Source organism: Sphingomonas sp. PP-F2F-A104-K0414 (genome assembly GCF_004340945.1).
Taxonomy (GTDB): domain Bacteria; phylum Pseudomonadota; class Alphaproteobacteria; order Sphingomonadales; family Sphingomonadaceae; genus Sphingomonas.
This window is the reverse complement of sequence record NZ_SLYD01000006.1, coordinates 122269-147226: the sequence shown is the minus strand read 5'-3', so window position 1 is coordinate 147226 and position 24958 is coordinate 122269. Positions and strand designations below refer to the sequence as shown.

The 24958-nt window shown below is 62.1% G+C and carries 26 protein-coding genes; 20 read left to right on the top strand and 6 right to left on the bottom strand.

All coding sequences use genetic code 11. From position 1 onward, the window contains the following. Nucleotides 1-86: 86 nt before the first annotated feature. From C8J46_RS15715 to C8J46_RS15700, 4 genes are all read right to left on the bottom strand, one after another. The gene (locus C8J46_RS15715; protein ID WP_132741206.1) at nucleotides 87-815 is read right to left on the bottom strand and encodes a YafY family protein; all 729 of its coding nucleotides are present in this window, start codon (nucleotides 813-815) and stop codon (nucleotides 87-89) included. 2 nt (nucleotides 816-817) lie between these two features. Next, nucleotides 818-1708 (bottom strand): NAD(P)-dependent alcohol dehydrogenase, encoded by an 891-nt coding sequence (locus C8J46_RS15710; RefSeq protein WP_279388906.1) that lies wholly within the window; start codon nucleotides 1706-1708, stop codon nucleotides 818-820. A 124-nt stretch (nucleotides 1709-1832) separates the two neighbouring features. Then, complete coding sequence (locus C8J46_RS15705) at nucleotides 1833-2573, bottom strand: SDR family oxidoreductase (RefSeq protein ID WP_132741202.1); 741 nt, start codon at nucleotides 2571-2573, stop codon at nucleotides 1833-1835. A 305-nt stretch (nucleotides 2574-2878) separates the two neighbouring features. Then, the gene (locus C8J46_RS15700) at nucleotides 2879-3784 is read right to left on the bottom strand and encodes a LysR family transcriptional regulator (protein ID WP_132741200.1); all 906 of its coding nucleotides are present in this window, start codon (nucleotides 3782-3784) and stop codon (nucleotides 2879-2881) included. Nucleotides 3785-3901: 117 nt separating this feature from the next. Here C8J46_RS15700 and paoA point away from each other — a divergent pair, with 117 nt between their 5' ends. The 11 genes from paoA (at nucleotide 3902) to C8J46_RS15645 (ending at nucleotide 15865) form a co-directional block, all read left to right on the top strand. Next, nucleotides 3902-4534 carry an aldehyde dehydrogenase iron-sulfur subunit PaoA gene (gene paoA, locus C8J46_RS15695; RefSeq protein ID WP_132741198.1) on the top strand — a complete coding sequence of 211 codons (633 nt, stop codon included), beginning with the start codon at nucleotides 3902-3904 and terminating at the stop codon, nucleotides 4532-4534. Then, a complete protein-coding gene (locus C8J46_RS15690; protein ID WP_132741196.1) occupies nucleotides 4531-5481 on the top strand; it encodes a xanthine dehydrogenase family protein subunit M in 951 nt (316 codons plus the stop codon). Before paoA ends, C8J46_RS15690 begins: the two co-directional genes overlap by 4 nt. Continuing rightward, entirely contained in the window at nucleotides 5478-7688 is a 2211-nt protein-coding gene (gene paoC, locus C8J46_RS15685; protein ID WP_132741194.1) for an aldehyde oxidoreductase molybdenum-binding subunit PaoC, read from the top strand. Before C8J46_RS15690 ends, paoC begins: the two co-directional genes overlap by 4 nt. Before the next feature lie 41 nt (nucleotides 7689-7729). Further along, nucleotides 7730-8443 carry an isochorismatase family protein gene (locus C8J46_RS15680; RefSeq protein WP_165886587.1) on the top strand — a complete coding sequence of 238 codons (714 nt, stop codon included), beginning with the start codon at nucleotides 7730-7732 and terminating at the stop codon, nucleotides 8441-8443. Nucleotides 8444-8566: 123 nt separating this feature from the next. Beyond that, complete coding sequence (locus C8J46_RS15675) at nucleotides 8567-10990, top strand: membrane-bound PQQ-dependent dehydrogenase, glucose/quinate/shikimate family (RefSeq protein WP_132741190.1); 2424 nt, start codon at nucleotides 8567-8569, stop codon at nucleotides 10988-10990. A 14-nt stretch (nucleotides 10991-11004) separates the two neighbouring features. After that, on the top strand, nucleotides 11005-11496 hold the full coding sequence (locus C8J46_RS15670; RefSeq protein WP_132741188.1) for a cupin domain-containing protein: 492 nt from the start codon (nucleotides 11005-11007) through the stop codon (nucleotides 11494-11496). 48 nt (nucleotides 11497-11544) lie between these two features. Further along, nucleotides 11545-12453, top strand: a complete 909-nt coding sequence (locus C8J46_RS15665; RefSeq protein WP_132741186.1) for a LysR family transcriptional regulator — start codon at nucleotides 11545-11547, stop codon at nucleotides 12451-12453. Between the two features lie 109 nt (nucleotides 12454-12562). Beyond that, a complete protein-coding gene (locus C8J46_RS15660; protein ID WP_243643438.1) occupies nucleotides 12563-13384 on the top strand; it encodes a glucose 1-dehydrogenase in 822 nt (273 codons plus the stop codon). Nucleotides 13385-13476: 92 nt separating this feature from the next. Continuing rightward, entirely contained in the window at nucleotides 13477-13803 is a 327-nt protein-coding gene (locus C8J46_RS15655) for a carboxymuconolactone decarboxylase family protein (protein WP_132741184.1), read from the top strand. Nucleotides 13804-13828: 25 nt separating this feature from the next. Then, a complete protein-coding gene (locus tag C8J46_RS15650) occupies nucleotides 13829-14230 on the top strand; it encodes a cupin domain-containing protein (protein WP_132741182.1) in 402 nt (133 codons plus the stop codon). A gap of 279 nt (nucleotides 14231-14509) precedes the next feature. After that, nucleotides 14510-15865, top strand: a complete 1356-nt coding sequence (locus tag C8J46_RS15645; protein WP_165886586.1) for a S41 family peptidase — start codon at nucleotides 14510-14512, stop codon at nucleotides 15863-15865. A gap of 557 nt (nucleotides 15866-16422) precedes the next feature. Here the strand turns inward: C8J46_RS15645 and C8J46_RS15640 are convergent. Then, the gene (locus C8J46_RS15640) at nucleotides 16423-16932 is read right to left on the bottom strand and encodes a MucR family transcriptional regulator (protein ID WP_132741177.1); all 510 of its coding nucleotides are present in this window, start codon (nucleotides 16930-16932) and stop codon (nucleotides 16423-16425) included. A 191-nt stretch (nucleotides 16933-17123) separates the two neighbouring features. Here C8J46_RS15640 and C8J46_RS15635 point away from each other — a divergent pair, with 191 nt between their 5' ends. The 9 genes from C8J46_RS15635 (at nucleotide 17124) to C8J46_RS15600 (ending at nucleotide 23943) form a co-directional block, all read left to right on the top strand. Then, nucleotides 17124-19376: a ParB/RepB/Spo0J family partition protein gene (locus C8J46_RS15635; RefSeq protein ID WP_132741175.1), complete on the top strand. Its 2253-nt coding sequence runs from the start codon at nucleotides 17124-17126 to the stop codon at nucleotides 19374-19376. A gap of 95 nt (nucleotides 19377-19471) precedes the next feature. Beyond that, nucleotides 19472-20380, top strand: coding sequence for a zincin-like metallopeptidase domain-containing protein (locus tag C8J46_RS15630; protein ID WP_132741173.1), 909 nt, complete (start codon nucleotides 19472-19474; stop codon nucleotides 20378-20380). 30 nt (nucleotides 20381-20410) lie between these two features. Further along, complete coding sequence (locus C8J46_RS15625; RefSeq protein ID WP_243643437.1) at nucleotides 20411-21034, top strand: hypothetical protein; 624 nt, start codon at nucleotides 20411-20413, stop codon at nucleotides 21032-21034. A 192-nt stretch (nucleotides 21035-21226) separates the two neighbouring features. After that, nucleotides 21227-21760: a thermonuclease family protein gene (locus tag C8J46_RS15620; protein ID WP_132741169.1), complete on the top strand. Its 534-nt coding sequence runs from the start codon at nucleotides 21227-21229 to the stop codon at nucleotides 21758-21760. Between the two features lie 51 nt (nucleotides 21761-21811). Then, a complete protein-coding gene (locus tag C8J46_RS15615) occupies nucleotides 21812-22036 on the top strand; it encodes a hypothetical protein (RefSeq protein ID WP_132741167.1) in 225 nt (74 codons plus the stop codon). A 208-nt stretch (nucleotides 22037-22244) separates the two neighbouring features. Continuing rightward, the gene (locus C8J46_RS20915) at nucleotides 22245-22415 is read left to right on the top strand and encodes a hypothetical protein (RefSeq protein ID WP_165886585.1); all 171 of its coding nucleotides are present in this window, start codon (nucleotides 22245-22247) and stop codon (nucleotides 22413-22415) included. Between the two features lie 230 nt (nucleotides 22416-22645). Further along, entirely contained in the window at nucleotides 22646-23290 is a 645-nt protein-coding gene (locus C8J46_RS15610) for a hypothetical protein (protein ID WP_243643436.1), read from the top strand. 13 nt (nucleotides 23291-23303) lie between these two features. After that, on the top strand, nucleotides 23304-23600 hold the full coding sequence (locus tag C8J46_RS15605; protein ID WP_132741165.1) for a hypothetical protein: 297 nt from the start codon (nucleotides 23304-23306) through the stop codon (nucleotides 23598-23600). 19 nt (nucleotides 23601-23619) lie between these two features. Beyond that, nucleotides 23620-23943, top strand: coding sequence for a hypothetical protein (locus tag C8J46_RS15600; RefSeq protein ID WP_132741163.1), 324 nt, complete (start codon nucleotides 23620-23622; stop codon nucleotides 23941-23943). 266 nt (nucleotides 23944-24209) lie between these two features. Here the strand turns inward: C8J46_RS15600 and C8J46_RS15595 are convergent, their stop codons facing one another. Beyond that, entirely contained in the window at nucleotides 24210-24659 is a 450-nt protein-coding gene (locus tag C8J46_RS15595) for a BLUF domain-containing protein (protein ID WP_132741161.1), read from the bottom strand. Nucleotides 24660-24958: the final 299 nt, after the last annotated feature.

Below are 24958 nucleotides of genomic sequence, written 5' to 3'. Positions count from 1 at the left end.
TGCTTTAAGGCGGTCAAGGAGCATCAACATTTTTCGCGGAGATGTGAATTATAAGACGAGGAACGTACCTGCAGATAGCATGTCGTTCAATTTCGTGAAGCGCCTGCGGTCAATACTACTTTGCTACTCGCGCATGGATATTCATCGCTTGCTCGCCACTCTTTGACCAATGTTCGGCGGTTGCGAGTGTAGCGATCGACCATAAGTTCGGCTCCAACGATGTGTTCGCAGTAGAAGATACGGAAAGCGGCCTCGGTCTCGCACCAACCGGCAACGCTCCGCCGCGTTCCTTCGAACCCCAGCATGATCGGCCATATGATTAGTTCAAAGGTACCGCCACTTTGATTCATAGACGTAATGCGCATCTTGCGCTGCTCGCGTAGTGCCTGTCGACATTGTGCCAGGTCCAGTCCGGTAGCGGCGGAACATTTTGTGGGTCCAACGTAGAAACTGGTGTTGTCGAGTGCCTCGCGCATGTTCGGGGCCAGAACGCCGTTGATTTTTGCAAGCGCGTTGCTGACTGCATGAGCAAGCTGAGGGTCTGTCTGCCGCGCCACCCACTCCGCGCCGACCACAAGCGCGTGGAGTTCTTCCTCAGTGAAGGACAGGGGCGGCAGTACGAAGCCAGGACGCAGGACATACCCAACTCCCGCCTCGGCATCGATGTCGGCGCCCATTGCCTGCAGCGTGAGAACGTCGCGGCGAATGGTGCGGAGCGACACGCCGGATTCTTGAGCGAGCACAGCCCCCGACACCGTCCCGCGGTGTCGGCGCAGAATCTGCAGGAGATCGAACAGGCGATGGCTGCGCGACATCGCTACCCTATCGCCACCACGGCCTTGCCGCGCAGTTTATTTCCACCTTCAATGTCCCCGATCAGCGCGATCGCGTCGCACAGCGGGACGATCTGCGCTATCGGCAGTCGGAAGCCCTTATCGCGTGCAGCATGCGCCAAGGTGTCGAGCAGATCGGCCCGCGGAGTGGCGACGATCGGTTTTACCCGATTGTCGAACATCGCGCGCAGGAAACGGGCCGGCGTGGGGTCGACGGTCGTGAAGGTCCCGACCTTCCGCAACATGCTGAGACCGCTCGCCGTAGACAGCGTTCCCGCGGCATCGAAGACAACGTCGAACTTCTCCACGATCTTTGTCGCATCAGTTACACGGTAATCGTACACTTCCGCCATTCCTAGCGAGCGGGCACGGTCCATTCCCTCGGCGCTGCAATTGCCCGACACGTGCGCCCCTGCCAGGCGCGCGATCTGCACAGCGGCTTCGCCGACGGCGCCTGCGCAACCGTTGATGAAGACACTCTGTCCGGCTTTCAGCTTTGCCTTGTCGAGAAGGCCGTTCCAGGCGGTGACGCCGGGCGTTCCGAGACAGGCCGCGTCCTCGAACGATACCTCTTCTGGTTTTTTTGCAAGCGCGACCTCCTTGGCGAGCGCCGCTTCACCTAGGGCACCTGTCTGTTTGAACCGGGCCAGGCCGAAGACCGCGTCACCCACAGCGAAACGGGTCACGCCTTCGCCGACCGCGGTGACGACCCCCGACAGGTCCATGCCCATGCCGCGAGGGAAGGATCGTCCCGTCATGATCTTCATCATGCCGTCGCGCATCTTCCAGTCGATCGGGTTGATCGCGGCATAGCGGACGCCAACCGCCACCTCACCCTTGCCCGGCGCATCTAGTACGAAGTCCTCCAGCCTCATGACTTCGGGGCCACCGTATTTGTGGTATTGGATGCGTTGCATGGTCGACTGCCTGTTCGGTTGAGACGTCGGCTTACATCCCCATGGTGACAGTTTCTGTCACCATGGGGCGAGCTGAAGTGGATTATCCGCGACTATTCATCCGATCAAACAGCTCCTCACCCTGACGACGGGTCTCCGCCGATATACCGATCAGAACCTCATCCTCACCTGCCTCGAGCTGGGTTAGGGCTTCCGCCGCAAATGCCTCCGTCGACATCATCCGCTGGTTTGCGGTTCCGCCACTTCTCGTCCTGCCGCCTAGACCTGTGTCCACGATCGGTGGGGCCAATTCGACCACCTTGACGTTCGTTGCACGTAGTTGATGTCGCAGGCTGAGCGTGAAGGAGTGGATCGCCGCCTTAGTCGCGCAATAGACCGGGACGTCGGCCATTGGTGAGAAGGCTAGGCCCGAGCTGACGTTGACGATCCACGCCAGTTCCTGCCGTTTGAAGGTGGGGAGGAGTTCAGCGATCAGGTTAATGGGCGCAGTCAGGTTGATCGCGATCTCCTGCTCCAGCGCAGCAGTTGCGGCATCGCCGTTGAAGTCCCGCCGGTGCTGAACACCGGCATTGTTGATGAGGACGTTGAGGTCGGGATGATCGGTCGCCAGCCATGTGACCATGGCATGGCGGCTCGGTGCATCGGCCACATCGCAGACGCGGGTGATAAGCGCAGGATATTCCGCATTTGCTTCCTCGAGAGTCGCCTCGTTTCGTCCGCAGATAATGACCCGGTTTCCCGCCGATAACAGTCTGGCTGCCAGAGCCAGACCGATGCCGGATGCACCGCCCGTGATCAGGATCGTATTACCGTTGAGTTTCATGTCGAACGTCTTCCCTACTATGCAAGGCGCGCCGACGGTGACGAAGGGCTCGCGGACACACCTTTCCGATCGGCATGCCGATCCAGGTGTCGCGGATACCTCAGAGAGGAAGAGTTGCCGTCCGGGCAGGACGACGACCGGGCTACCATCCGGTCAGCACTCTTTCGACGCGAACACACTACCCAGACCGGCTGAGAGCTACAATCGTCATTTCAATGTCGCGAGCGCTTTCAGCGGCGAGACATGCTGCAAACGGCAGCAGCCCCCGTGCAGCAAGGAGCGTGCGGATCCGTCTGCTTTTCGACCTACCCTAACGGTTTTATCTCGCCTGCAACGGCGAGCAGCGCGCGCAGACCCGCCGGTACTTGTCGTCGTCCTGAATAGTAGAGATAGAAGCCGGGACCGGTCGTCGCCCATTCGGTCAGCACGAGGCGCAAGCTGCCGTCTGCAACATGCTTGGCAAACAGTGCTTCAAGACCAAACGTCAGACCCCCGCCGTTCAGTGCCATCGCCAGGGTTGAGCGACTATCGTCGGCGGTCATTGCACTTTTGATAGATACGTCGAAGTCACCGTCTGGCCCCTCGAACTCCCATCGGTAAATACTGTCGTCACCAAGCCGGACGCCTAAACACCGGTGCTGCTTTAATTCATTTGGATGGGTCGGCGTGCCATGCTTTTCCAGATATCCAGGGGATGCCGCGACAACCCACCGCAGGTCTGCGGAAAGGCGCTGCGCGATCATGTCTTCGGGCACGGTGCCGCCATAGCGCACGCCTGCGTCGAATCCCTCGCCAACAACATCGACAATACGGTTGCTGGAGACGAGATCGACCTCAATATCGGGGTGGCGACATGATAGTTCGGCAAGCACGGGACCAAGCACCAGCGTTACCGCATCGATCACGGCGTTGATGCGAATCTTGCCGCCAGGAGTTGCGCGAAGCTGATCGAGGTTGTCGAGCGCGGCTCCCAGGTCGGCAAACGACCCAGAGACGGATTTCTCAAGCGCCTTTCCAGCCGACGTCAAAGTCACGGATCGGTTCGTCCGGTTGATCAGTCGAACGCCTGCGCGTTCCTCAAAGCTCTTCAGCGCGTGACTGACTGCGGAGGCAGATACGCCAAGCTCGAGGCCGGCGCGACGGAGATTGCGATGCCGCGCGATCGCCAGGAAATAGGCAAGGTCGTTTAGGTTGGTGCGGGTGACAAGCATTTCGTATGATGAACCAGGTTCAGTATCGCATCAAGCGGTACAGAGGTAACCTCCTTCGCACGAATGCGTTTAATAGTCCTGACCGGCGCCCTTTGGTGCACCCGCGGAGGATCGGCGATGGCCAGTGAGACTTTTCAATTGTCGCGAAGGGAGATGCTTGTGACCAGTGCAACGACTGCTGCAGTATCTGCCATACCAAGCGAACCGGCAGACGCCGCGCCGGCCGTCAAAGCCGTGCCGACGTACAAGTTGGCGATAACGGTGAACGGCAAGCCCCGCGCGCTGACGTTAGATCCGCGCACGACCTTGCTTGATGCGCTGCGCGAACATCTGCACCTGACCGGTACCAAGAAGGGCTGTGACCATGGTCAGTGCGGGGCCTGCACGGTCATCGTGAACGGCGAGCGGATCAACGCCTGTCTAAGCCTCGCCGTCCAGCATGACGGCGACGCCGTGACCACGATCGAAGGGCTCGGCACGCCCGAGCGCCTGCATCCGATGCAGGCCGCTTTCGTAAAGCACGACGGATACCAGTGCGGTTACTGCACCCCGGGGCAGATCTGTTCCGCGGTTTCGGTACTGGAGGAAATCAAGCGTGGCATACCCAGCCATGCGCAGGCCAATCTGCTGGCAGCGCCGCAGCCGACCGGTGCCGAGATGCGAGAGCGAATGAGCGGCAACATCTGCCGCTGCGGTGCCTATTCCAACATCGCCGAGGCGATGGCCGACGTTGCCGGAGCAAGCGCATGAGAAGCTTCACCTACGAGCGGGCAGGAACGCCTGCGGACGCGGCACGGATGGTCGCGAGTGATCCGGGCGCGCGGTTCCTCGCCGGCGGTACCAACCTGCTCGATCTGATGAAGCTCGAGGTCGAGACGCCGACCCATCTGGTCGACGTGCAGGATCTTAAGCTCGACCGGATCGAACCTACCGACGCGGGCGGGCTGCGGATCGGTGCGTTCGTCAGCAATACGGCACTTGCTAGCGACGAGCGGGTGCGGCGGGATTATGGCGTCCTCAGCCGCGCCATTGTTGCCGGCGCCTCGGGCCAGTTGCGGAACAAGGCGACGACCGCGGGCAATCTGCTCCAGCGGACGCGGTGCCCGTATTTCTACGACACCAACCAGCCCTGTAACAAGCGCAATCCCGGCTCTGGCTGTGCGGCGATTGGTGGCTATTCGCGCCAGCTTGCCGTAATCGGATCGAGCGGGTCGTGCATTGCGACCTATCCGGGCGACATGGCGGTCGCGATGCGCGTGCTCGATGCGACAGTCGAGACGGTGAAGGCGGACGGGAAGACACGATCCATACCGATCGGCACCTTCCATACGCTGCCAGGTAGCACGCCTGAGCGGGATAACGTGCTTGATCACGGCGAACTCATCACCGCGGTGACGTTGCCGCGTCCGGTTGGTGGTACGCATGTCTACCGCAAGGTGCGTGACCGGGCGTCCTATGCGTTCGCGCTCGTGTCGGTCGCTGCCATCGTTCAGCGCGACGGCAGCGGACGCGCTGCGTTCGGTGGTGTCGCCCATCGGCCTTGGCGCGTGGAGGCTGCGGAGGCAGCGATGCCTCGCGGCGCGGCCAATATGGCGAAAGCGGTCTTTGCCGGCGCACGGCCGACCGACGACAACGCATTCAAAATCCCACTCGCGACGCGCACCCTCGCGGCAGTTATTGCAGAGGTGAAGCCATGATCTTCGACACACCCGCAGGCGCCAACCCGACCGACCGGATGAAGGTGCTCGGCAAGCCACTCGATCGCTACGAAGGGCATCTGAAGACGACCGGTACCGCGACCTATGCTTATGAATGGCAGGGTGTCGCGCCCGGATTTGCGTACGGCTACATCCTCGGAGCTGCTATCGCCAAGGGCCGGATCATGACGATCGACACGCGTGACGCCGAACGTGCGCCCGGCGTGGTCGGGGTGGTTACGTACCTCAACGCCGGCAAGCCCGGGGTCGGCAAGTTCTACGTCCAGAAGATGCTCGCCGCACCTGAGGTGGACCATTACCATCAGCCGGTCGCCGTCGTCGTTGCAGAGACGTTTGAGCAGGCTCGTGCGGCTGCGGCGCTGGTGCGGGTCGACTATCATCGGACGGCAGGCCGGTTCGATCTGGCCGCGCAGAACGCCAGCGCGCCGGTCCCACCGGAGGGCGAGTTTGGCGGCCCCAACGAGAAACAGGTCGGCGATTTCGCCAAGGCGTTCGCCGCGGCCCCGGTCAAGGTCGACGAGACCTACACCGTGCCCGACCAAGCGCACGCGATGATGGAGCCACACGCCTCGATCGCCAAATGGGACGGTGATCGCGTGACGTGCTGGACGTCGATCCAGCAGATGAACTGGGGAACGCGCGATTTGGGGCTGATTCTCGGTATCCCCAAGCAGAACGTCCACCTGATCTCGCCCTACATCGGCGGGGGCTTTGGCGGTAAGGGGACCGTGCAGATCGATCTCGCGCTGGCAGCGATCGCCGCGCGGGTGGTCAAGCGCCCGGTAAAGATCGCGCTGCAACGTCCGATCATGTTCAACACGACGATCCACCGGCCCAAGACGATCCAGCGAGTGCAGCTGGGGGCGGGCCGTGACGGGCGGCTGACGGCGATCGGTCACGACAGCCTGTCGGGCAACCTCGTCGGTGGGCGGACCGAGCCGACCGTCACTTCGACGCGGACGCTGTATGCGGGCGCGAACCGGCTGACGCGGATGCGGCTGGCGACGCTTGATCTCGCCGAAGGCAATGCGATGCGTGCGCCGGGCGAAGCGCCTGGGCTGATGGCGCTCGAGGTCGCGATGGACGAGTTGGCGGAAGAGCTGAAGATGGATCCGATCGAGCTTCGCGTCGTGAACGATACGCAGGTCGATCCGGAGAATCCGAACAAGCCTTTCTCGACCCGAGCTTTTGTCCGCTGCCTGCGCGAGGGCGCGGAGCGCTTCGGCTGGGACAGGCGCCAGAGCAAGCCCGGCACGGTCCGCGAGGGACGATGGCTGATCGGCATGGGCATGGCGGGTGCGATCCGTGGCGGCAAGATCGCCAAGGCAGGCGCACGGGCCCGGCTCGATCGGCACGGCGTGGTCACGATTGAGACCGACATGACGGACATCGGCACCGGAAGCTATACGGTCGTCCAGCAGACCGCGGCCGAGATGATGGGCGTCGCGCCCGATCGGATTGTCGTCAAACTCGGAGACTCCACCTTCCCTGAAACGCCAGGGTCGGGTGGGCAGCAGGGCGCGCCTTCTGTGACGGCAGGTGTCTATGCGGCGTGCATGAAGCTGCGCGAGACGGTCGCGCAGCGGCTCGGCTTCAACACCGCCAACGTCGACTTTGCCGATGGGCAAGTCCGCAGCGGTAACCGGTCGGTAAAGCTCGCTGACGCGGCCAAGGACGGCGATATTGTGGTCGAGGACCTGATGGAGTTCGCCAAGCTCGCCGATCAGTTCCAGCAGCAGACCTTCGGGGCGCATTTCGTCGAGGTCGCGGTCGACGCCTATACCGGCGAGGTCCGGGTGCGGCGCATGCTCGCGGTCTGCGCCGCAGGACGCATCCTCAATGCCAAGACTGCGCGTAGCCAGGTGATCGGCGGGATGGTCATGGGCGTTGGCGCCGCGCTGATGGAAGACATGGCGATCGACAAGCGCTTCGGCTTCTTCGTGAACCACGATCTCGCTGGCTACGAGGTGCCGGTGCACGCCGATATCCCGCATCTCGACGCCTTCTTCATCGATGAGGTCGATCCGACGATATCGCCGGTAAAGGCCAAGGGCGTCGGCGAGCTCGGCCTGACAGGGGTCGCGCCAGCGGTCGCCAACGCGATTTACAACGCCACCGGCGTCCGCGTGCGCGAGTATCCTATCACGCTCGAGAAGCATCTCGACGCACTGCCAGCACTGACGTGACTACGGTCTCATCAGGTGTGCCGTCGGGGATGCAACCGAACATGAGCCGCGACCACCGAGGCGAACAGTCCCCGTTCGCGTCGTTGAGCCGTCGCGGACTGATGGGACTGGGAGTTGCGGCCGGGGTCGCGACAGGAATGCCGTCGGCTGCGAATGGTCGTGAGGCGGACCATCACGCAACGGCGGGATCACGGATTGATTCCGCCCTCGTCCAGATACTGTTCGCAGATCTTCAGGTGCCGCTCGTCGCGGGGTCGAAGACACAGCCGCCCGACCGTCTGGAACGCGCTGTGGCCGTGCTGGCAGAGGTCGGCACGATACTCTTTCTGCCCATGCTGTTCAGCGTAGTTATGGAGGGAACGTCGCCTCCGCATTTGCTCCCGGCGCTCAAGCCCTATGCCCGACCAGCGAGCACACTTTTGCGCATACCCGTCGCACCGTTTCATGATCGGGCAACCGCCGCGGCCATCGCCAGACAGCGTCGTCCAATTCTCGTCATTGCCGGGTTCGCGGCCGAGGTCGTCGTCCTGCAGACAGCGCTCGACGCCGTAGCTGCCGGTCATGAGGTCTACTTCGTAACGGACACGATCGGCAGCCAGTTCGAGCGGACGGAGAACGCGGCGTTTCGTGAGATGGAGATGGCAGGGGCAAAGCCAACGTCGGTGCTAAGCTTCGCAACCAGGCTCGTACCCGATTTTGTCGGAACGCCCGGAAAACAGGTGTTCGCGGCCTTGAAGCCAGTCCTCGGTCAATGATCGTGATGACGTGAGATTGAGCGGACGTTGAGCAAAGCTCAAGACGGAAAGTCCGGCGTCCATCGTTATCTACATTGCACAACTATCACCGAACGGCTGCCCAGTAGCTGCGAGAGGCGACCCATGTCAGTTTACGACACTATAAAACCAAATGGCGGATGGCTCGCCGGTATTTATGCCGTTGTGCTTGCGATCGTCGGCGCAGTTCTGTTCGTGGGTGGCATCATTCTCACGACGGCGGGCGGATCGTTTTATTACCTCATTGCCGGGGCAATGGCACTTGCAAGCGGCGTGTTGATCTGGCGCGGTGATCGACGTGGTGCCTGGGTCTATGGTGCTTTGCTGGCTGTCACTCTCGCCTGGTCGATATGGGAGGTGGGCGGCAACGTCTGGCAACTCGTGCCCCGTCTGACAGCGCCATTTGTACTCGGGCTGGGACTGCTTCTGCCCGGTGTGCGTCGTGCACCTCGACATGCGCCAGTGTCGGCCCGCATCGGCGGTTTGCCGGCGTTCGGTGCAGCGCTGGTAGCGGCGCTCGTGGTCGGGATTGCGCTCAATGCAGCAGGTCCAGGAACGCCGGCTGATCCGATCTGGCAGACGGGCGGTCCCGTCGCAGCACCCGGCCGGCTCGCTCAGGCGACGACGTCCGCGACGGCCGCGTCGGCCGCGACGGGCGAGTGGCAAGCCTATGGCAACGATCAAGGCGGCTCGCGTTTCAGCCAGCTCGATCAGATCAATGCCGGCAACGTCCAGAACCTGAAGGTCGCGTGGGAGGCTGATACCGGCCCCAAGCCGAAGGGGGCATATACCGGTGGGCTCGAAGTGACGCCGATCATGATCGGCGACAGCCTCTACATCTGTAATAACTATGACGGCGTGATCGCCTACGATGCCGAGACCGGGAAACGGCGCTGGTCCTTCCAGATGACCGATTCCGCGTCAGGCAAGCCGTGTCGCGGGGTCACCTACTACCGCGTCCCCGGCGCAACCGGCGCGTGCGCCGAGCGCATCTACGCTGTCAGTCAGGTGCCTGATCTCGTCGCGCTTGATGCCCGCACCGGCCGGCTTTGCTCAAGCTTCGCCACTGCGGGGCGTTACAATCTGCGGCGTGGTATGAGCCCGGCGCCATTTGGCATCTACTATGTCAGCTCGGCGCCGCAGCTGGTCCGCGGCAAGCTCGTGGTCGGAGGCGGCATTCTCGACAATCAGTTCTGGGGCGCGCCATCGGGCGTGATCCGTGCTTTTGATGCCGTCACTGGCAAGCTCTCGTGGGCGTTCGACGTCGGGCAACCAAACCGCAAGGGAGAGCCACCCGTCGGCGATACCTACACGCGATCCACGCCCAACAGCTGGGCACCGCTCAGCGCAGACGTTCGGCTGGGCCTCGTATACCTCCCAATGGGTAATTCGACGCCGGATCTCTACGGCAAGCAGCGTAGGCCGTTCGACGATGCCAATAGCAGCTCGATCATCGCGCTCGAAGCCGACAGCGGAAACGTCCGCTGGCGCTTCCAGGCCACTCACCACGATCTCTGGGACTATGACATGCCGTCGCAGCCCACGTTGGTCGATGTGCGGACCGCGAGCGGAATGCGTCCTGCGCTGATCGCGCCGACGAAGCGCGGCGAGATCTTTGTGCTCGACCGCGCCACGGGCCGGCCGATCAAGATAGTGCGCGAACTGCCGGTTCCGCAAGGCGGTAATGGGCCGGGCGATCGGCTGTCTCCAACCCAGCCCTTCTCGGTCGGAATGCCGTCGTTCCGCGGTGCCAACCTTCGCGAGGTCGACATGTGGGGGCTGACGCCGATCGACCAGATGCTGTGCCGCATCCAGTTCAAACAAGCTCGGTACGAGGGACCGCTGACGCCCATCGGACTTGATCGTCCAACCATCGTCCAGCCCGGCTATGGTGGCGGTGTTAACTGGGGCAGCGTTTCGGTCGACCCCGAGCGCGGCATCATGATCGTGCCGTGGATGAACCTGCCGACCAAGTCGCAGCTCATCACTCGCGCTGAGGCGAACCGCCGCGGAAACGTACTTGAACCAACACATGGGGCGACGAATACCAAGAACCCGATGGCAAACACGCCGTACGGTGCCGCCAATGGTCCGTTCCAGTCGTTCCTTGGCGTCCCCTGTACGTCACCCTCCTGGGGCAACATGTCGGCAGTCGACTTGTCCACCGGTCGTGTGATCTGGTCCAAGCCGTTCGGCACCGGTGCTGACACAGGGCCGCTCGGCATCCACAGTCACGTCCCCTTCACCATGGGTGTGCCCTTCTCGGGAGGCGGCATCACGACCCGTGGCGGACTGACGTTCATTGCCGCCTCGGTCGAGCAGGCGATCCGTGCCTATGACGTGTCGAGCGGCAGGGAGCTGTGGAAGGCGAGGTTGCCCGCCGGCGGACAGGCGACGCCGATGACCTATCGCGCGCCGAGCGGCCGCCAGTTTGTCGTTATCGCTACAGGGGGCAAGCCGTCGCTCAAGACGGCCCATGGTACGAGGCTCGTCGCCTTCGCTATGCCGACCGCCAACGTTGCCCGATAGGCAGGAGAACCTATATGACGTCGCTCAAAGCACCCCTCCTTGCGGCATTGCTGTTTAACGGCTCTGGTGCCGCCCTCGGCCAGGCAGCACCTGCGCCCCCGCCCGGCGTGGTCAGGGCCAAGACGGTGTCCCCAAAGCCTGGCCCTGCGAAGTATTTCACGGGCAAGGTGACGGTCGCCGAGCTGGTGAAGCCTTTGGCGCCCGGCCGTGCTGGCACCGGACTGGTAACGTTCCAGTCCGGTGCGCGCAGCAACTGGCATACCCATCCCGCAGGCCAGACCCTTTATGTAACGGAGGGCTGTGGCTGGACGGAACGCGCAGGGGGGCCGGTGCAGCGTATCTGCAAGGGTGACACAGTCTATGTGCCGGCAGGTCAGCGGCATTGGCATGGTGCTACCGACCGGACGACCATGACTCATCTGTCGATCACCGAGACTGTCGGCGGGCGCAACGTCGATTGGGCCGAGCCAGTATCGGACGTACAGTTCCACGGGCCGTCGAGATAGTAAGCGGTTCAGTTTGCAATGTTTGCCGTTGATGGGTCATGTTCGCTCATGCCCATCAGCCGTACCGATCTCGCCGATTACAACTACTTCCTTGCGATCGCTCGACACCGCAACTTCCGTCGCGCCGGCCTCGATCTCGGCGTCAGCGCTTCGGCATTAAGCCATGCATTGAAGGGGCTTGAAACCCGCCTCGGCATCAGACTGCTGAACCGAACGAACCGGAGCGTTACGCTCACTGCGGCGGGGGAAGAGCTGCAGGCTGCGATCAGCGCCCCATTCGATCAGATCGAGCAAGCCGTCGATCGGCTCAACCGCTTTCGGGATGCTCCGACGGGACGTATCCGCATCAACGTGCCAAGCGATGCGGCAAGCCTGTTGATTGGCCCCGTGCTGCCCGCGTTCGTGGCGCGTTACCCGGACGTCGAACTCGACGTGGCGGTCAGCAATCAACTGGTCGACGTGACCGACGGTGGGTTTGACGCTGGCATACGCTACGGCGGTACGGTTCCCGAGGACATGATCGCGCAGCGACTGTCGGCGGAGATCCGCTGGATCGTCGTCGGTTCTGTCGACTACCTCGAACGGTATAGTGCGCCGGCTCACCCCGATGATCTTGCTGCCCATCATTGCCTGCGCTTCCGGATCGGGGACGACAGCGTCTACCGCTGGGAGTTCGAGCGTGGAAATGAAGAGATTGCCGTCGCTGTTCCGGGTTCCCTGACGTTCGACGACAGTCGCGCGATCCTGGAGGCGCTCATCGGCGGTGCTGGCCTGATGTATGCCCCCGAGCCGTTGGTCGCACCGCTGCTCGCCAGCGGCGCCATACGGCAGGTGCTGGATGAGTGGACAGCGTCGGGCCCGGGCTTCTACGCCTATTATTCGAGCCGGCGTCAATTACCGACCGGGCTTCGTCTCCTGATCGATCTCGTAAGGGAGTTGAAGCCGCTTGGACTGTGACCGCACGGATCATCGGGTCGGCTCTTAGCCGTTACCGGCGCTACGGCTCTACGTTGAGCCGTCCTCAAGGTCGCATGAACTTGGATCGGGGTAATCCAAGCACGTGCTGATGAATATCTTGTTGGCTGAAGACGGGAGCGACCGTCAAACAGCGAGATCTCATATGAACCCCACCTACGACTTCTCCGGCAAGGTCGCCGTCGTCACAGGCGCCAAAGGCGGTATGGGCTACGCAACTGCAGAGGCTTTTGCGAAAAACGGTGCCGCAGTCGTCATTGGTGACGTCGACGAAGCCGCAATCCAGGAGGCTGCGGACAAGCTCACCTCTGCCGGTTACACTGCGATCGGCATGGCCTGCGATGTTTCGGACGAAGCACAGGCCGCGGCGCTCGTCGAACGAGCCGTTTCCGAGTTCGGTCGGCTCGACTTCGCCTACAATAATGCAGGTATCCAGGCTCCACCGTCAGACGCGGCCGACGAAACCGCCGAAGAGTTCGACAAGGTACATGCAGTGAACCTGCGCGGTATCTGGGCTTGCATGAAGCACGAGCTGAAGCAGATGCGTGCACAAGGTTCTGGTGCGATCGTCAATTGCTCTTCGCTGGGAGGTCTTGTCGGACTGCCGGAGCGTGTCGCCTATCATGCCTCAAAGCATGGGGTGATCGGCCTCACCAAGAGTGCTGCACTTGAATACGCGCCCCGTGGAGTCCGCATCAACGCAATCTGCCCGGGTGTCATCGAAACCCCGATGGTTGCCGATATGCTGAAGACACAGAAGGCGGCGATGGACGACTTCCTGAAGCAGCAGCCAATTGGCCGTCTCGGTACCGCTGAAGAGATCGCGCAGACGGTCTTATGGCTGTGCAGCCCAGGCGCCAGTTTTGTCGTCGGCGTGGCCCTGCCAGTAGATGGCGGTTTTACGGCTCACTGAAGCTGATGGACTTTCAAATCACCCGTCGGGCTGCAGTCGCTGGGGCGCTTGTCGCCTCTGCCCCGTGGCCGGCCTTATCAGGAGAAACAATCATGCCTACGGAACCGACCGACGCTCGCAAATCATTCGGCGACATCGCGCCCCATCTCGCCGAGATCACTGACAAGGTATTGTTCGGGGACGTGTGGGCAAACCCGGCGCTTTCTCCGCGCGATCGCAGTCTGACAACAATCACCTGCCTCGTCGCGGGCTACCGACACAACGAGCTGGCCTTCCACGTGAAGAAGGGACTGGAGAACGGTCTGAAGCGCAGCGAGATCGTCGAGGCGATCACTCAGATTGCCTTCTACGCTGGGTGGCCGCCCGCCATGACCGCTCTGCCGATCGTGAAGAAGGTGTTCGAGGAAGCCGGCATCTGATGTCATTGAGGAGAGGAGAAATACTATGAAACTCATGCGCGCAGGATCGCAGCCCTCACAGAAAGGTCCGGAGGAGTTTTTCACCGGTACCGTCCGGATTGATCCGCTGAACAGTCCGCCGGAGCCCGCTCGTGCTACAAGCGCCTACGTCACGTTCGAACCAGGTGCTCGCTCGGCGTGGCATACGCACCCGCTCGGTCAGACGCTGATCGTGACCGCAGGGTGTGGATGGACACAGTGCGAGGGCGAACCGATTGTTGAGATCAGGACAGGTGACGTCGTCTGGTGCCCGCCTGGCCACAAGCATTGGCACGGGGCGACGCCAACCACGGCAATGACTCACCTCGCGATAACCGAAGCTTTAGACGGCAAGAACGTCGTGTGGCTGGAGAAGGTAACGGACGATCAGTATCAGGGTAGACCATAGTTGCTTCCTCGGGAGGTATTGCTACCCCCGCGGATCATGACGGCCCTACCGTCTCCGTAATGTAGGGGTGGTGCAATCACCGCCCCATCCGGCGCGTTAAGGTCTGCTATGCGTTTCCCACGAGCCATCCGCCCAGGTTTGTCAGTGCTGATGATCCTTGGCACTGCGTCTACGCCAGATCGGCTAGCACGGGCCTCTACGCCGGATGGTATGCCGTCGGTGCCCGCGAAGACCCCCGGGGCAGCGGAAACGCCTGCGACCATATCCGGATGGCAGGACATGACGCGACGTGACATTCACGCGTTTACAAGTGCCACGCGACAGAACTACATCTACGCAGCCTACCCCGACCCGGCAGTATGGCTTGCTCAGTTCGACCTTGCGGTGGCGAAGGCTGAGGCGGAAATACCCCTCGTTCGCGACGCTGCTGGGTATCAAGCAGTCTTACGCCACCTCGCCACGACTTTCCGCGATGCGCATACGGGCGTGCAATTCCAGATGGCGCCCATTGACGCTAAATGGCCGGGCTTCCTCGTCCGCTTCGATAATGGACGATATCGCGTCACGTCATCGCGCCTGGCTGGCGTCAGGGACGATGCCGAACTGACTGCGTGCGATGGGAAACCCGTGTCATGGTGGATCGATACCATCGGGCAATACGAGATCAGCACCCCGATCGCGCTTGAGAACTCGCGAATGACAGCGGCTCTCCGGCTTTTGATGGATCAGGACAGCCCGCTGCGTCCACGGCCCTCCCAGTGCGTGGTCGACGGCCGTACCGTCGTACTCGACTGGAAGCCCGCACCGTTAGATGAACTGCAGCCGATTATACTGTCATGGCAGGGCAAACGAAAGCGTGGCGTGACCACGCGACTGATCGGGGCCGATGGCGTGTGGGTGACGCTCGGATACTTTGCTCCGGAAACCGCACGGCAAGCGTCGGACTTCCATGCAGCGATCGCAGCAGCGCCCTCACTACGGAACAAGCGCTTCATCGTACTCGATGTTCGCGGCAACAGTGGCGGACCCTATGACTGGTTCATGGGATACCTGCGCGGGCTGTATGGACAGGCTTACGCGGACTATTACGCAACGGCTCGGCTGCACATACGCGGAGTGTATCGCCTGTCGCCGGCCTACGTCGCGCTGGACGGTGAGGTCGAACAGACAGCCGACGCCTTCAAGACCCCTGTCGATACAACGTTCGACGTTAATAGGGCGAAAGACGACCGGGAGCAGGCACGCGCGAAGGCTGCAGGGGAGCCACTGTTCAGGGCGGCTTCGATCCCGATCGTGCGCGGTAAGGCGCCGACCAGTCCGGTCCGCGCTCAGGTCTATGTGCTTACCGATTATGGCTGTGCGAGTGCCTGTATTGCCTTCGTCGACGAAATGAAGAAGTTTCCCGGCGTTTTCCAGATAGGTTTGCCAACGTTTGTGGACAGGCGCTCGGGGTCGTCCGTCGCGATCCCATTGCCTAGTGGCAATGCGGTCGCCCACTTCGCCGCGATGACCCGTGACGGACGCGAACGGGACGACAACGTGCCGCAGGTTCCCTCCCGTCGCTTCACCGGCGATATTCGTGACGACGGGGCTCTTGAGCGATGGGTAACGCACTATGTAGCGATGGGCAGCTAATCATCTGGCGCTGAGCGCAGTTATGCAGGTTCGACGCTGCTCGATGTGCGAAAAACCCAGTCGTAATCACCATTGTGTGACAAACAGGTGTTTTGCGTCACCCGAGCCGGCCTGCCGACGCTGATCGTACATCTAGGTCCGTTCAATGTACCGGCTCTTAATGGGTAGCGACGAACATACGGGGCCGGGCGTGCCATCACCGAAGATAACTCGCTTCGACGCTGTATCGTGGATCGGGATGCACCCTGGAACGATCGGCTTATGGATATCTGACTGTAATCCTTGAACCTTCGATAGGCTCGCCCATATCCGTTTCACTGTTGAACAACTGGAAGGAGGTGGTCGAATGTCTCATTGTTACACGCCGCTCGTGGCAAACCTGATGAGTGCGACCCCCGCTGGCGGGGCTGTCCAGCTCTAAGGATTAAGCCAGTAGTGGCTGACAATGGAAAGGCCGCCCCTCCCGGGGCGGCCTTTTGTTTTTTACCTCATGAGCACGGCTCATAGAGCCAGGCGTTGACGCTGGCTTTCGACCAAGCGCCAAACCTCACGACTGATTATTCGGCGTCTGCGGTTGCTGCGGGCTTCGCGCTGCGACGCGGCTTGGCAGGTGCAGGTGCGGGCGCAGGCTCTTCAGCCTTCTGAACGGTCTGGCCAGGCTTACGGCCGAGGCCGATCTTCTTGGCCATGGCGCGACGGCTCTCGCTGTAGGCTTCCGCAACCATCGGATAATCCGCCTTGAGATTATACCGTTCACGATACTCAGCCGGGGTCATACCGTTGGTGGCCAGATGACGACGCAAGGTCTTGTAAGGCTTGCCATCGATCATGCTGATGATGTGCTCCTTGCTGGCAAGCGACCTTCGTGCGGTTACCGCAGGCGTGTACTCTGGCACAGGCGCTTCCGGAGCATCTACGCTCTGTTCACCGCTCAGCTTCGACACCGCCGCATGCATCGACTGTAGAAATGCAGGAACATCGTCTGCTGTGGTCCGCGTATTCGGGTTACCCAGCCATGCAATGGTCAGTTCGGTTGCAAGTTCGACCGCATTGATATCATCCGTCATCAATTTTCCGTAATTATGTGAGAACGCTTTGAGGATCGCCGCTAGATAGTAGCTGAGGCATCACAGACAATACTTAATCGAACAATACCATTGAGCTGAACCGAGGGATCCAAAACGGCAAGGAGAGGAAAGGGGGAAGGGAGATGGTGTCCGAAAATAGTCGGATGCTCAAAAACGAAGGGTGATTTCCCATGATCCAGTCCGTGAAACTCTCGAAGCTCCGCCTCTCCGCCAGCAACGTCCGCACCGCCCCTGATGAATCGCTGCAGATCGAGCCGTTCGCAGCCGACCTCGAAGCCCGCGGCGTCCTCCAGAACCTGCTCGTTACGCCGGTCTCTCGGCCACGCGGCACGTTCGAGGTGTTCGATGGAGGTCGGCGCTGGCGTGCGCTCAACATGCTGGTCGCTCGCGGCGTCATCAATCCCGACGAGTATGACGTGCCGGTGCGTGTCCTGAAGGGTGACGATGCCGAACTGACCGAAACCTCGCTCGCGGTCAGCTTCCATCATATGAAGCTCAGCCCGGCCGAGGAATGCCGCGCCTTCCAGCATTTCCTGAACGGCAGCACCGATATCGACGCTGTGGCCAAGCGCTTTGGCGTTACCCGCCGCTTCATCGACGGTCGCCTCCGCCTAGCCGATCTTGCCGAGCCGATCTTCTCTGCTCTCGCGAACGGCGAACTGACCCTCGACATGGCAAAGGCCTACGCCTCGACCGGCAGTCACGAACGTCAGTTGCGCGTCTGGCAGACCTATAGCGCGATGGTTCACTACAACGCGGATGCTATCCGGCGCGTTATCGCCAACGACACGATGCGGGCCAACGATCCGATCGCGCTCCTGGTCGGCGTCGAATCCTACGAGGCCGCAGGCGGCGTCGTCGACCGAGACCTGTTCAGCAACGCCGGCGAGCGCTGGACCAACCCCGAGATCGCACAGACCCTCGCGGCCGCGATGATGGAAGCGGAAGCCAAGCGTATCGGCGAGGAACGCGGTCTTGCCTGGATCCGGCCTGTCGCCAGCCACAGCACTTGGGATGCGGCCCGCAGCCTCCATCGCATCGCCTTGCCGGTCCAGCCGATGTCGCCGGCCGAGGCACAACGCGTAGACGAGATCGAGCAGCGCATGGGCGAACTGCAGCAGGAGATGGAGAACGACGAGCTCACCGAAGAGGCGTTCACCGCTTGCGACGCCGAATATGATGCGCTTGGCGAGGAACTCGAAGCGCTGCAACGTCGCCCCTCGGTACTCCCCGCTGAACTCGTGTCGCGGGTCGGCGCGTTTCTGACGCTGTCGCAGACCGGTACGATGGTCCTGGATGAGACCTATTACAGCGAAACGCCGATCCGCGTGACGGTGGTCGAGCCGGAACCGGTCGAAGGTGATAACGGGGAGACCGACGAGACGGACGAGGGGGTTGCCGACGGCGAGGGCGAGGGCTCGGAACGGGTCCGGGCGGAGCCGACCTTCCGCATCGAGGAGGGCGCAGCGACGCCGGTGACGGCGGGCAATCCCAAGGAGGTCGACCCTGATAACGCAGCGCCGGGCGGCAAGGCACTCAGCCAGGTCCTGAGCGACCAACTGGCGATGCAGCGTCGCGATGTCCTGGCGGCCTCGTTGATCGCCAGTCCCGGCTTGGCGCTGGATTACATGCTGTTCGCCATGGCGGATGCGCGGCGTGGCACTTCGTCGAATGACGGCACGACGATCAGCGCCCATGCCCCGCAGGATCCGATCTTGTCGACCAACATGCCGGGATCGCGCGCGCGCGACTACCTCGCCGAGGTGCGGGACGGCCTCGATGAATCGTGGGGCGCATCCGACGACAAGGTTATGCGGTTCGAGGCATTCCGCGCGCTCGGTGACGAGGTGAAGAGCGCATGGCTGGCCTACATCGTCGCGACGTCGCTGGAGGCCAAGGAGTCCTACGGCTCCAATCGCCAGAACCCGCTCCACGGCCGCATGGCCAGCATCCTCGAGGTCGATGTCGCCAGCTGGTGGCGCCCGACGTCGGAGAACTTCTTCGACCGGGTTTCCAAGGGGTCGTTGATCTCGCTCCTTCACGAGGTCGGAGGCCCCGCGCTGTCGAGCCGCCACGCCAGCGAGAAGAAGACCGAGATCTCGGCATCCTGCCAGAAGCTGTTCGCTGGCGAAGCGATCGTCGAGACCGACGTCAAGGAAGCTGCCCTGAAATGGGTGCCGACCGCGATGCGCTTCAGCGACACTGTCGTCGGGGGTGAAAGCCAGGACGATGGCGCGCAGGGCGATATTGCGGACCTGATCGAGGGGACCAGCGACGACACCGGCGAGGACGATCTCGCCGCTCTGGTCGGTGACGGTCCGGATGATGCGGAGACGGGCGAGGTCGAGACGAACGGCAACGCCCAGATCGAACGCGATCACCAGAACGATGACGATGTGAACGAGATCGTCGCGGCCGAATAGCAGCACGACGCTTCAATTCCGAGCAGCCTCACTGCCGGCCCGCGACCTCGCGGCGCCGGCAGTGCCTTTTCCTCACCGCTAACGAGGACAGCGTCATGACCGCTACAACCCGCGACATTGCGGCCGACATCACCGCCACCATCATCGCACGGCTCGAAGCCGGGACCCTGCCATGGCAACGCTTCTGGTCGGTTACCGGCGAGGGCGGCAGGCCACTGCGCCATGAGGGCGTTCCGTACACCGGAATAAACGCCCTATGGCTCTGGGCGACCGCCGACACCTATGGCTATCGCAGCCGCTACTGGATGACCGCCCGTCAGGCCCGCGAACTGGGCGGCGAGATCAACCGCGATGCGAGACCGTCTTTCTCCGTCTACGCCTCGACCTTCCGCAAGGCCGGAATGCCCAATCTGCTTGGTGCGACCGCTGACCAGATGATCCGCTTTCTGCGTTCCTATGTCGTCTACAACGCCGACGAAATCGTTGGCCTGCCGGACTATTATTACCCGGGCGAGGTCGCACCGACCCCTTTGCTGATCTCAGAACGGCAGGATCGAATCGACGCCTTCTTTGGCGGCATTCCGGCCAAGGTCCGTCACGGTGGTGACCGCGCCTTCTTCCACCCAACCTTTGACTATATCCAGATGCCGCACACCGGCAGCTTCAAGTCAGGCGACGCATACGCATCGGTTCGCGCGCACGAGACCGTCCATTGGGCGGGCCATGCCTCCCGGCTCGATCGCACCTTCGGGAAGCGCTTCGGCGACAACGCATATTGCGTCGAAGAATTGGTCGCTGAGCTTGGCTCGGCCATGATCTGCGGCGATCTTGGCCTCCCGACAGAGCTGCACGACAGCCATGCCTCCTACCTCGCCAACTGGTTGGGGGTGTTGCGCGCCGACAAGACCGCGATCTTCCTGGCCGCGACCAAGGCCGAACAGGCCTTCATCTACCTTCGCGCCTTCTCGACCGAGGCTGCAGCAGAAACGCGGCTCGCCGCATGAACCGGAGAACACGACATGGGTTGGCTCTCGATGACCAGCGCCGGCATGGCCGGCCACCCGAACCCCAAGGCCTATCTCGACGACCAGTTCACCTACAGCCGTGCGCTGGATGGTGGCGGCACGCGAGGGCTGCGCGTTATCGACAGCGCGTTCGTCGGAAACCGCGTCTGGTACGCAGCAGCTGAGATCATTTCAGACGGCGAGCCGCTCTACGTCATCGCACTCGTGTGTCTGGTCCGCTGGAATCCCAAGGCCAGAGACGGATACGTATTTGCGTACAAGGACCAGGAGGAATCGATGGGACCTTGCGAGGCCGGATGCCCGGCCCGGATCCTGCGTCTCCTGTCGCCAACCAGCAAAGAAAGCGCGCTGGATTGGCACCGCCGTTGCCTCGTTCGGCTAAGGCTGCACGCCCGCAAAATCGATAACGGGATGCGGATCAAACTTCCCCGCCCGGTTTCGTTCAGTGACGGCCATACCGGCACCGAGTTCATCGTCGTGAAATGCGGCGAAAAGATCACGTTCCGGAGCCACAAGGGGCACGGCCACTACCGCATCTCGCATTTCCGCGACCTGGCCTGGTCTGTCGTTCCAGAAACCAAAGTTCACCGCGCCGTCTTCGCGGCCCCTACCGCGTGTGCGACACCAGCATGATGGATAGCCCCATGTCTGCCGACACGCCCCTCTCGCCGCTGCGCCGTGTGCTGTGCAGCAGGTCCAACGCCGTCAGGGTCGCAGCATGGATGCGCCTTGACGGAATTCATACCGACATCGTCGCTACGGCGAGCCATTGCAGCCGTGGCTGATCGTCGAGACGACCGCCGGATTGATCGAGGACACCCGCGCATGCGCCTGACCCTTGTCATCGCTCTTGCCCTTGCCGCCTGCGGAGGAGCCGCCTCCCAGGCCGAAGACCCAGCGCTGATCCGCGCCGACGGCCGCGCGATCGACGGTGACACCGTATCGTTCGACGTCCGGATTTTTGGGGCCGATGCCTTCGAGAAGAGGCAATTGTGCCGAAATACGAACGGCTGCTGGCCGTGCGGCAAGGCGGCACAGGACTATGCGTCGAAGCTCCTGAAATCGGGAAGCAGTACGATCCGCCTGACGGGCAAGCAAAGCTACGGTCGTCCGATCGGAACGGTCGAGATTGGGGGCCAGGACCTTGGTGAGAGCATGATCGCAGCGGGGCTTGCCGTGCCGGCGACCAGCTACCTGAAGAACGACCCCGAGCGCGCGCAGCGTTATCTCGCCGCTTATGAAAACGCGGAGGCCAGACATGCCGGCGTGCATGCCGGCTACTTCATCGATCCGGCAAAATGGCGTCGCGGCGAACGCCTCTCATGCGAGGCCCGGGGCAAAAGCAGCCGAGAGCGCTGAATCGCGTGGGAGAGAAGGGGGAGGGAAAGGGCATCGATCAAGGAGACGATCATGCCCGCTTTCACTTCGACCTCCGCGCCCGTGCATACGCTCTGGGACACTCCCGATACGGCGATCCAGCGCCTGCCAGGCATCTGGTTCGTTACCACCCCCTCGCATGGTGGGTTCGTCCTGTCGGATGAGCGTCAGGCTGCGATGCCGGAAGCCCTGCGCCTCGACGGCATCTACTACGAGGAAGACGTCAACTGGTCGCTGGTAAATCGGGTTCGAGACTGAGTTCGCAGCGCTGAAAGACCCGCTGTTCGACATCGAACGCAACCTTGCCCATCAAACGGCACGTCACTGGCGTCCGATACAATACGGTGCCTTCACCGGCGAGGTTATCAGCCCAAGCGATAGCTACGTCCTGAAGAAGGCAGCGCTCTACGAGGCCGCGATCGGAGAGATCGGGGTACGCTCAGCATCCGGAGATTGGGCCGACTGGGTGCCCAAGGGCAAGGTCGGCGTCACCGGGCAGCGCATCACCGGCTGCGATCACCTGGGCTTCGCACAGTATGAAGGCCCGGACTTCAAAGGCCTGTGTGATGCAGCACGCTACGACAGCTCCCGCCCGATGAACACCTTTGCGGCTCTTGATGTCGAACTGGTGCCGTGACGATCGGGAGCGTCGTTGCCCTACCCCCTCTGGCCAACGGAGGGGGAGGGGGCCGACTAAAGGCCGGAAAGATGTTGCCAAAATCCGGCAACATCTTTCCCGAGACGTGCCCAAGCGCCCAGCCCTGAGGGGCTGACGATACGAGCGCAAACCGGGTGTCGCGGGAGAAGAGAGGGGGGTGAAGAGTGTGCGCCGAAAGAGCGCACGGTCCTCATTCGGAGCATGCGTCGATGATTTACGATGTGCCTTTCCGCCACCAACAAGCGCTGGACCCGAGCGCCCTCACCACCGTCGTCGCGACATTGCACGCGATCGGAAAAGCGGTCGACGACTGCCGCAATGCCGGCGTCGATCCCAACAGCGACCCCGCTGTCGTCCTGCTGGCGCGTCACATGGCAACCGTGTCGACCAATCGTGCGCCCCGCGACGTACTTCGCCACGCCTGCAGGCGCCGCCTCGAAGACCTGAAGCGGTTCCCGACGCTGCTGGCGCTCGCAATCCGCGGCGTGGAATATGATGCTGGCGCCAAGGAGCGTTTTCATATCGAAGCGACCGAGGCGATGAACGCCCTCGCCGTCTGCATCGGCCTGGCACCGGGGACATTCGAGATAGTGTCGCTTCAGGGGGAACGCGATCAATCAGGCCATGTCCTGCTGGCGGCCGGCGAGTTTGCCGTCACTGTCAGGATCGGCGCACGTCACGAGGGTCGCGAGGTAGCGTACCGGGCTGTCGGCGATAGCACGAGCCCGCTCAACCATTACGCGCCGATGGCCGATCTGCTGAAGCCGGACCGCTTCGCTGATCGCTTGCGCCGCGATCTGTCGATCGCCGTCCGACCGGTCGCGCCTGTCGCCGCAGTCCTGATCGCCGCCTGAAGGAGCGATGCCCATGCACATCCAAGACGCGCTCGCGGTTGCACGAGCCGACGCCACGCGCATTGCGCACTTCATCGAGCGACGGGAGCGTTTCCTAGATGCCCTCGACTGGTCGATGCTCACCGAGGATCACGCACGCCAGTCGGCGATGCTCGACGATCTGCTCGAGGGGGATATGGCCGATGCCATCCTTTATATCGACTGGCTGGTCGAGCGGCTGGCTGGTGATGCCGAACAGGTCCCTGGCGTGCTCCGCTTTGCGCCGCATCCACGCCCGTGGCAGCTTGCGTGGATCACGCTCGCTTCCTGACCGACTGGGGGATCAATTGATGAGCCGTCATACTTACACCGGCAACGCCGGCACCACCGTAGCGATCGGTTGGGATCGTCCCTTGGCGACATTTTTCGTTCAGGTCCTGCGTCCTCACCTGACCCTGAAAGGCGAAGATGACATGGTCGAATGGCAGGGTACGGAGCCCGACGAGCTACCGACCGCAGCAGCGGCGATCGAGATCGCAGCGCGCTACGCCGACCTGCCGGAAGACCTCGGTGCCAAACTTGAGACCGACCGCCTGAAGACGCTGGGCACGGCTGACGGACCAGCGCAACGGGCGGTGCGACCATTCCAGTATCCGGCACCGCCGTGCGGATAGCTGACGTACGTGGCCTTTTCTGCACATTGTTTTCCGAACAGGTTGATGAACATTGGTCTGCGGCAAGCGCCGGCTCTGGCCGGCTCGTATGCGATGTTCGGAAAACGGCCGTTTTCTGGACATCGATGCCATCAGCCGATTTTAAAAAGGGATCCCGAAAGAGAAACGCCCCGCTGCGGGAGGGAGCAGCGGGGCGTCGTGGCCGGCGGGGCAGGGGGGGAACCGCACCGGTCGAAATCAGAACAGCGGTCGTGTGGTTCTGTTCCCTAGTCCGCTTTACCAGCATCGCTAGACAGGACGATTTCATATAGTCGCTTCGATGACGCCGTGCGCTCGCCCATTGCAAAGCCGATCATAAAGCTAGTGCCATGCGCGCTCGCCTCATCGCTACCAGCGCACCGCATCGACCAACTACCGAACTGGCGGGATAGGACGGATCGATCCAACAATACTTCGATGTCGGTGTGCCTCGGGTCACTGCGGATACGATCCATCGTCGATTCAACCTGATCAGGATCGCCTTCGATTACCTGTGCGAAGCTTGCACCATCGAACCATAGCATCCCCGTGACGCCGGCTGTATTATTCCAAGCGATTGAGGTCGCGACGATGGCTTCTATCTCGCAGGGATTTCCGACAATAAGCGATCTGCTGACGTAAATTATTCGGTGCATCGCCAACTCACGATTCCGGCGTTTCGCGCGGCGCTGGGTCAACGCAAGGTTGATCCCGAGCCTCGGTTGCAGACCTACGAAGGCGCTTTGCCGTTTCTTCCGCGGCGTCTGCCGACAGGGTTAGAGCGATCCCTCCAGGACCAGATACAACCACGCATCCGTCCAGCGCTGCAACGTCGGAGGGCGTATTATGGATCGGGACACTCAACCGCTTCCTCCTGTCTGGTCGGGGCACAACACACGGATCTGAGGCAGTTTCCCTACGAACGGCGATTTGAGGGCAAATCGACGTTCTCAAAAGGGATGGTGTTTCGAGAATCTCTGGTTTCGCTGGCATAGGT

Bases quoted from the DNA above. Each gene is read 5' to 3' on its own strand.
- C8J46_RS15640 (WP_132741177.1), bottom strand. From the start codon at position 16,932: ATGACGGATGATATCAATGCGGTCGAACTTGCAACCGAACTGACCATT.
- C8J46_RS15700 (WP_132741200.1), bottom strand. From the start codon at position 3,784: ATGCTTGTCACCCGCACCAACCTAAACGACCTTGCCTATTTCCTGGCG.
- C8J46_RS15670 (WP_132741188.1), top strand. From the start codon at position 11,005: ATGACGTCGCTCAAAGCACCCCTCCTTGCGGCATTGCTGTTTAACGGC.
- C8J46_RS15605 (WP_132741165.1), top strand. From the start codon at position 23,304: ATGCACATCCAAGACGCGCTCGCGGTTGCACGAGCCGACGCCACGCGC.
- C8J46_RS15600 (WP_132741163.1), top strand. From the start codon at position 23,620: ATGAGCCGTCATACTTACACCGGCAACGCCGGCACCACCGTAGCGATC.
- C8J46_RS15675 (WP_132741190.1), top strand. From the start codon at position 8,567: ATGTCAGTTTACGACACTATAAAACCAAATGGCGGATGGCTCGCCGGT.
- paoC (WP_132741194.1), top strand. From the start codon at position 5,478: ATGATCTTCGACACACCCGCAGGCGCCAACCCGACCGACCGGATGAAG.
- C8J46_RS15715 (WP_132741206.1), bottom strand. From the start codon at position 815: ATGTCGCGCAGCCATCGCCTGTTCGATCTCCTGCAGATTCTGCGCCGA.
- paoA (WP_132741198.1), top strand. From the start codon at position 3,902: ATGGCCAGTGAGACTTTTCAATTGTCGCGAAGGGAGATGCTTGTGACC.
- C8J46_RS15660 (WP_243643438.1), top strand. From the start codon at position 12,563: ATGAATATCTTGTTGGCTGAAGACGGGAGCGACCGTCAAACAGCGAGA.
- C8J46_RS15690 (WP_132741196.1), top strand. From the start codon at position 4,531: ATGAGAAGCTTCACCTACGAGCGGGCAGGAACGCCTGCGGACGCGGCA.
- C8J46_RS15645 (WP_165886586.1), top strand. From the start codon at position 14,510: ATGACGCGACGTGACATTCACGCGTTTACAAGTGCCACGCGACAGAAC.
- C8J46_RS15655 (WP_132741184.1), top strand. From the start codon at position 13,477: ATGCCTACGGAACCGACCGACGCTCGCAAATCATTCGGCGACATCGCG.
- C8J46_RS15625 (WP_243643437.1), top strand. From the start codon at position 20,411: ATGACCAGCGCCGGCATGGCCGGCCACCCGAACCCCAAGGCCTATCTC.
- C8J46_RS15650 (WP_132741182.1), top strand. From the start codon at position 13,829: ATGAAACTCATGCGCGCAGGATCGCAGCCCTCACAGAAAGGTCCGGAG.
- C8J46_RS15615 (WP_132741167.1), top strand. From the start codon at position 21,812: ATGCCCGCTTTCACTTCGACCTCCGCGCCCGTGCATACGCTCTGGGAC.
- C8J46_RS15665 (WP_132741186.1), top strand. From the start codon at position 11,545: ATGCCCATCAGCCGTACCGATCTCGCCGATTACAACTACTTCCTTGCG.
- C8J46_RS15610 (WP_243643436.1), top strand. From the start codon at position 22,646: ATGATTTACGATGTGCCTTTCCGCCACCAACAAGCGCTGGACCCGAGC.
- C8J46_RS15620 (WP_132741169.1), top strand. From the start codon at position 21,227: ATGCGCCTGACCCTTGTCATCGCTCTTGCCCTTGCCGCCTGCGGAGGA.
- C8J46_RS15705 (WP_132741202.1), bottom strand. From the start codon at position 2,573: ATGAAACTCAACGGTAATACGATCCTGATCACGGGCGGTGCATCCGGC.
- C8J46_RS15710 (WP_279388906.1), bottom strand. From the start codon at position 1,708: ATGAGGCTGGAGGACTTCGTACTAGATGCGCCGGGCAAGGGTGAGGTG.
- C8J46_RS15630 (WP_132741173.1), top strand. From the start codon at position 19,472: ATGACCGCTACAACCCGCGACATTGCGGCCGACATCACCGCCACCATC.
- C8J46_RS15635 (WP_132741175.1), top strand. From the start codon at position 17,124: ATGATCCAGTCCGTGAAACTCTCGAAGCTCCGCCTCTCCGCCAGCAAC.
- C8J46_RS15680 (WP_165886587.1), top strand. From the start codon at position 7,730: ATGAGCCGCGACCACCGAGGCGAACAGTCCCCGTTCGCGTCGTTGAGC.